This window comes from Palaeococcus sp. (in: euryarchaeotes) (assembly GCF_053987695.1).
On sequence record NZ_JBMXHE010000089.1, the window covers coordinates 1 to 5960 of the forward strand.

Sequence of the window (5960 nt, forward strand, 5' to 3'; positions counted from 1 at the left end):
TTAACGAGCCTTGTGGTTATCGTATAAGCCGCGTATGTAACATCTCCAAAACCAAATATAATCCTCGTGAGCACAACGAAGCCAAAGCTGTTTGCCGAGGATCCTATGCTCGAGGGCAACCCCACCCTAAATATCCTCTTGTAAAACTCCAGATCCGGTTTTAAAGTTTCCCTGGTTAAATGAATACCTGCCCTCCCTGTGAAAAGGAGGTATGCACCTATGAGAGACCCCAGACTGTTTGAGGTTATGGTTGCCAGTGCGGCACCTTCCACTCCAAGTTTTGGAAATCCAAGCCATCCGAAGATTAGAATGGGATCCAATAAGATATTTAGGGCAACTGTGAAGAGACTTATTTTCACAGGGGTTTTCGTATCTCCAACGGCCCTCATAAGGAAGCTGAAGGAGAAGAAGGTGAAGGAAAAGGGGATTCCAATGAATATTACCCTCAAATACGCGAGGGCATAGGGATACACGGTTGAAGTTACGTTCATGAATTTCAGAGCGTATGGAGTGATTAAAACTCCCACAAGGGCTACGACAGAGGCAAAAATTAGCATGAGAGAATATAAGGCACCAGCAGCTCTGTTTGCCTTCTCATAATTCTCCGCTCCTATGTACTGACCGACGAAGGCGAATCCCGCGGTGGCAAATCCCATTCCAAGGCTCATTAAGGTTCCTATTAAGGGCCAGGAAACTCCAGGAGCAGATAGAGCCTCTCTCCCTAACTTTCCAAGCCAGAATGTATCCGTAATGTTATAAAGAACCTGGATTATGTTGCTGACTATGAGAGGCCAGGCTAGCTTGAGCAGGGTCTTCTCAATATTCCCCCCTATTATCTCCTCCCGCATTTCCTGAACTTTTGTGCTTCCCTTCATATCCATCAAACCTCAATCGAAACGCTATTATAAAAAGTTTATCCCAGTAATGGCTATACCTTTTTAAGCCTTTGTGCTAAGTCAAGGAAGGAGGGAGGCTAATGTTTGGAAAGCTCAAGGAAAAATTAGGATCATTTGTGGATAAGGTGGCTCAAACTGAAATAAGTGAGAAAGATGTGAATAGGGCTCTTGAAGACCTCGAATGGGATTTACTTGAGGCTGATGTGTCCCTTGAGGTTGTGGACGAACTCAGAGAGCGCATTAAAAAGGAACTGGTTGGTCAGAAAGTTAAGGTTGGAACCAATAAGAAAGAACTCGTGGAAAAGGCGGTCGAGAGGGCTGTTCTGGATGTTTTAACACCTCAAAGAAGGATAAATCTTGTGGAGGAGATCAGAGCCAAAAGGGAAAAGCCATATGTCATTGCATTTGTTGGTTTCAACGGAGGTGGAAAGACCACCACGATAGCCAAGCTCGCAAATTACCTGAAGAGGCATGGCTTAAGCGTGGTTATAGCAGCCAGCGACACGTTTAGGGCAGGAGCAATAGAGCAAATTGAAGAACACGCCCGCAGGGTGGGCGTTAAGGTAATAAAGCATCAATATAGGAGCGATCCTGCAGCCGTTGCCTACGATGCCATAGAGCACGCAAAGGCGAGAGAAATTGATGTCGTGTTAATAGACACCGCGGGAAGGAATGAACTCAACAGAAACCTCATGGACGAGATGAGAAAAATAGCCAGGATAACAAAGCCCGATTTGGTGATTTTTGTGGGCGACGCTTTAGCCGGGAATGCCATAATCGAACAGGCGAGGCAATTCAATGAAGCCGTTAGAGTTGATGGGGTTATTTTAACAAAGCTTGATGCGGATGCGAGAGGGGGTGCAGCTTTAAGTATAAGCCACGCCATAGGCGCACCGATACTTTTCGTTGGTGTCGGGCAGGGCTACGATGATCTCAAGGAATATGACGAAAAATGGATGCTGGAGAAGATTTTCGGCTAATCTATTTTTACAACCCTTCTCATCCCACTTTTAACCCCCTCTAAAGCTTTTTTGATCTCCGCAGGATGCTCCAGAATTATAACACCTTCGTTTCTAAGGGCTTCTATATGTTCCAGGTCAACCCTTCTAACATAAATTCTAAAAATCTGGCCATTTGGTGCTTTTGTATCCACTATGGGCTTTGAATCCGTTGGAAGCAAGATCAGAGGTACTCTACTCTTCAAAGCTTGGGAAGCGCAACAGGGAATCAGAGAGTCCGCTATGCCGAGTCTTATCTTAGCGATGGTGTTTGATGTGGCAGGAGAAATTATGAATGCATCGTACTTACCAAGGTTAAATGCACCACATGATGAAAATGAAGAACCCTGCTTAGATTCTCTTATAACTGGAAAACTTTCTATTCTATCAAGAACCCTATACATCCTTGCGACTTCTTCACCCGCTTTCGAGAGGAATACCCTGATCTCATATTCCCCTCTGAGGGTTTCCATGACCTCAACGCTTTCCTTGAGGAGATGACCTGCCCCGGTTATCCCCCATGCTATCCTCATAACCTCACCTCTGGAAAGTAATCTTTAAGACCCTTTAAACCCTTCTCTATCTGGTGATATTATGAAGATTCCGAACTACAGGGAAATTAAGGCAAAAACGGTGGTTTTTGATTTGAACGGTACCCTCGGTGTTGAAGGGAGAGTGAATGAGGAAGTAAAGCGCCTCCTGGATGCACTGAGCGAAAAGTATCGGGTTATCGTCTTGAGCGCTGATACCTTTGGGACACTTAAAGAAGAATTTAAAGGGATACCAATAAAAATCGAGCGCGTTAGGGATGGAGAGGAGAAGATGAAAAAAGCTTTGAACTATGAGCCCTACATAGGAATCGGAAATGGGAATAACGATATTGGAATGCTTGAGAATGCCGAGCTTGGGATATGTGTAATAGGAGAGGAAGGTGCCAGTGTCGAAGCCTTATTGAACTCAGATATTGTGGTTAGAGACGTTAAAGATGCAATTAAGCTCTTGTTAAATGAAAAGAGGCTGATAGCTACTCTTAGGGGTTGAGGTAATTGGCTTACAAAGGGGAGGAGATCAGCTACAACATTCTTTCCCTCAATTTTATGTTGCTGCTAAGTCCCCTTGCGTAAGCGAGGGGTAGTTCACTGTCCTCTATCTCTTTTTCCCTATCGAATAACTCCCCCCTTCTGCTCTTCGGTCTCAAATCGAACAACATAAGTAATGCCCCCGTTACTAAGTAACGGTACCATTACCTATAAGGGGTTTGGTGGCCGATGTGTAACAGTGCACTTTCACAAATGTGGCTATTTATGAAAGTATGCTATCATAACTAATATTTCAAAACCCTTTCCCATACTTTTATCGCCTGCCACTTATCAAGAAACTCATTGAACGTGCCGCACTTGGGTGAATAGATGCAGAGGGGACAGCCATCCCTGCATTTACACGATTTTAAATGCTCAAAACTTTTCTTCATTAGTTTTTCAACATTTTCATAGAGAATTTCCGCTAATCCGAAACCTCCCTCATTCCCATCGTAGATGAAAACCACGGGTTTACCTGCAAAGGGCGGGTTTGGAAAGTTCTCATAGCTGTATCCGCCGAGCTCTCTCGAATCCACGTAGGTGAATATTGGAGCTATTTTAATCATGTTGTGCTCTATTGCATGCAATCCATCTCCAATGCCGTCCTTACTGTCAACCATCTTCTTTATAGCGAAAATTACCTCCTCATCCTCTCCCCTTGCCATCTCACGAATGGACTTTTTTAGATAGTGGGTTGTGGCACCCAGGGCTATTGGAAAGAGCTTTCTTCTATCGAGGTGCTCGTAGATCGAAAGGGCAAGCCTTTCCTTGTCTTTCTCTTCTGTGATTTTAAAGAACTCTTCAAACTCTTCATTCGGGATTTTCCTTATCCCATCTGGAAAGAGGAGCCATATACCATCCGTTTCAAACTCCCTTACGAACTCCTCATCAAATTCAACCTTTGCAAACCTCTCCCAGTTTAAGATGCTCCACTCCCCATCTCCTCCCGTATCTCCAGTTAGTGGAGCGTAAATTTTACCCTTCAAAATTCCATCATCTTTAAGATTGAAGAGCATCTCCACATATTCCTTTGTGCTATTGCCTTTCACGGCAAATCCCCAGTAACGGTGTCTAACCCTCAGATGCCCATAATACACATCTATTCCTCTAAACCTCTTTTTATCATAGATTTCGAGTATTTCAACCTCTTCCCTTTTGCTTGCGAAGGTCTCAACATCCCAGAACTTGTTCAGTTTTTCGGCAAAGATAAAGTGAAATTTACCAATTTTTGTCATATCTTTTGCCATGTAAAGCTCTCCCCTTGAGAAATAAGCCATGCCCGGCAGGAGGGAGCGGTAGTATTCCACCTTGTCGGTCTCCTCTATGACGTATCCTTTAAATTTCAGCCAGTTTATGAATTTTAAAAGCTCTCTCGTGCTGTCTTTCTCTTCGAGCTTGGCCCTTATCCACGGCTCATCAATGACCAGGAAATAGCTCTCATCGCTTGCTGTTCTAATTGAGGAGTATGTAAAGGAGGGCTTTAAAAGTCGGAGTTCCTTCTTTCCTGTAAGGGGATTTTCGTAGATTTTAGCCTTTTTCTCTTTCACAAGCTCCTCTGCAAGGTCTCTTTCAAATTCGCTGAGCTCCTCCCAATCGAGGATTTTAAGCTCGCTCAGGAGGTAGTGGAGGTGCTTCCTGACTACCAACCGGTTTTTCAGATTAACCGGCATGTATTCGATTATCCCCCTCTCCAAGCGCTCGAAAAACTCGTTTAGATGCTCTTTATAGTAATAATCAAGACCATTTTTCCTCAGAATGATAGCGTTCAACGCCTCTCTCTCCTTTAAACGCCCTGCCCTCCCAAAGCGCTGTATAAGGGAGAAGAGACCATCTGGGGGAATGCCATAATTTACCACGGCATCCAGATCCCCGATATCTATTCCCAGCTCCAGAGCATTCGTCGTGAGGAGTACCAACAGCTTTCCCTCTTTGAAATCTCTCTCAATTTCCCAGCGGATGTTTTTAGGCAAGGTGCCCTTGTAGGTTGACATCCTGTAAACGGAAGGTGAAGAAAGGAGGAAGCGCATGAGCTTCTCAGTTCCCCTCCGGGAGTCAAAAAAGACGAGGGTTTTAATTCCTCTTTGAGCAAGCTTTTCGACCAGAGCTCTCAAAAGCTGCATCTCATTTAACCTCCTCGGCTCTAGGAGCAGGAGATAGCGCTTTGGGAAGGGATTTGTGGCATTTTTAACCTCTTCAAAAGGTCTTCCAAAGAAATTTTCAGCAAACTCTTTGGGCTCTCTTAAAGTTGCGGAGAGAGCCAGTATCTGGGGCTTCCTTCCATAGCGCTCCAGGCGCTTTAGAAGCCTCCTGAACACGTAGGCAGCATTCGTCCCAAAAACGCCCCTGTAGATGTGAAGCTCATCGACCACAAGATAGCGGAGGTTTCTCAAGAGCCACGCATAGTCTTTAGGATTTCTTAGAATACTGTAGTGAAGCATATCGGGAGTTGTGAACACTACCCGGGGCTTCTCCTTTATGATGGCTCTCCTGTCGTGCCATTCCACATCTCCCGTTAAAATCCTCGCATTCACCATTCTTCCGCTTATCTTAAAGAAATGAAAGTTCTCCAGTGCAAACTTCTCATATTGGTTGTTTATTAGAGCCCGCGTGGGATAGACGAGGAGATACGTATCTCGTGGATTTGAGAGGTAATTATCAAATATCGCCAGCCTGAAAATCTCGCTTTTTCCGCTCGCCGTTGGGGTTGTCACAACAACGTTTTTTCCCTCATAGAGGAGGCGGAGGGCTTCGGCCTGGTGCTCATAAAGGTTAAACCCCAATGCTTCAACTAGGTCATTAACTCCAGGATTTCTGAACTCAAAGGTGGCATAGGAGCCTTCCTTTGGGGGAAACTTCCTCAGAGCGACAAGCTCACTCTCGAGTTCTTCGAGCACTTTTTTCATGTTCTATACTCTGCTGCAACGTTTTTAAAGGTTTAATCCTATATTGGGAGCATGAGCTACAGAACATTGAGGGGTTGCCGTGTG

6 protein-coding genes are annotated in these 5960 nt (G+C 44.8%); 2 read left to right on the forward strand and 4 right to left on the reverse strand.

Annotated elements, in window-relative coordinates:
• The coding region (locus tag ACXJGZ_RS07250) for an MATE family efflux transporter (protein ID WP_456398839.1) at positions 1-875 on the reverse strand (875 nt) is incomplete at its 3' end.
• Between the two features lie 101 nt (positions 876-976).
• Between ACXJGZ_RS07250 and ftsY the strand changes: the two genes are divergently transcribed.
• Positions 977-1876, forward strand: a complete 900-nt coding sequence (gene ftsY / locus ACXJGZ_RS07255) for a signal recognition particle-docking protein FtsY (RefSeq protein WP_456320871.1) — start codon at positions 977-979, stop codon at positions 1874-1876.
• On the opposite strand, the gene ACXJGZ_RS07260 is transcribed toward ftsY, so the two are convergent.
• Entirely contained in the window at positions 1873-2427 is a 555-nt protein-coding gene (locus ACXJGZ_RS07260) for a flavoprotein (protein ID WP_456398833.1), read from the reverse strand. The genes ftsY and ACXJGZ_RS07260 overlap by 4 nt on opposite strands.
• A gap of 61 nt (positions 2428-2488) precedes the next feature.
• Here ACXJGZ_RS07260 and ACXJGZ_RS07265 point away from each other — a divergent pair, with 61 nt between their 5' ends.
• Positions 2489-2935 carry an HAD family hydrolase gene (locus ACXJGZ_RS07265; RefSeq protein ID WP_456320869.1) on the forward strand — a complete coding sequence of 149 codons (447 nt, stop codon included), beginning with the start codon at positions 2489-2491 and terminating at the stop codon, positions 2933-2935.
• Between the two features lie 31 nt (positions 2936-2966).
• Here ACXJGZ_RS07265 and ACXJGZ_RS07270 read toward each other — a convergent pair whose 3' ends face one another.
• Together ACXJGZ_RS07270 and ACXJGZ_RS07275 are read right to left on the reverse strand one after the other, a co-directional pair.
• On the reverse strand, positions 2967-3104 hold the full coding sequence (locus ACXJGZ_RS07270; RefSeq protein ID WP_456398835.1) for a hypothetical protein: 138 nt from the start codon (positions 3102-3104) through the stop codon (positions 2967-2969).
• Positions 3105-3218: 114 nt separating this feature from the next.
• Complete coding sequence (locus ACXJGZ_RS07275) at positions 3219-5876, reverse strand: DEAD/DEAH box helicase (protein WP_456398837.1); 2658 nt, start codon at positions 5874-5876, stop codon at positions 3219-3221.
• Between the last annotated feature and the right edge of the window lie 84 nt (positions 5877-5960).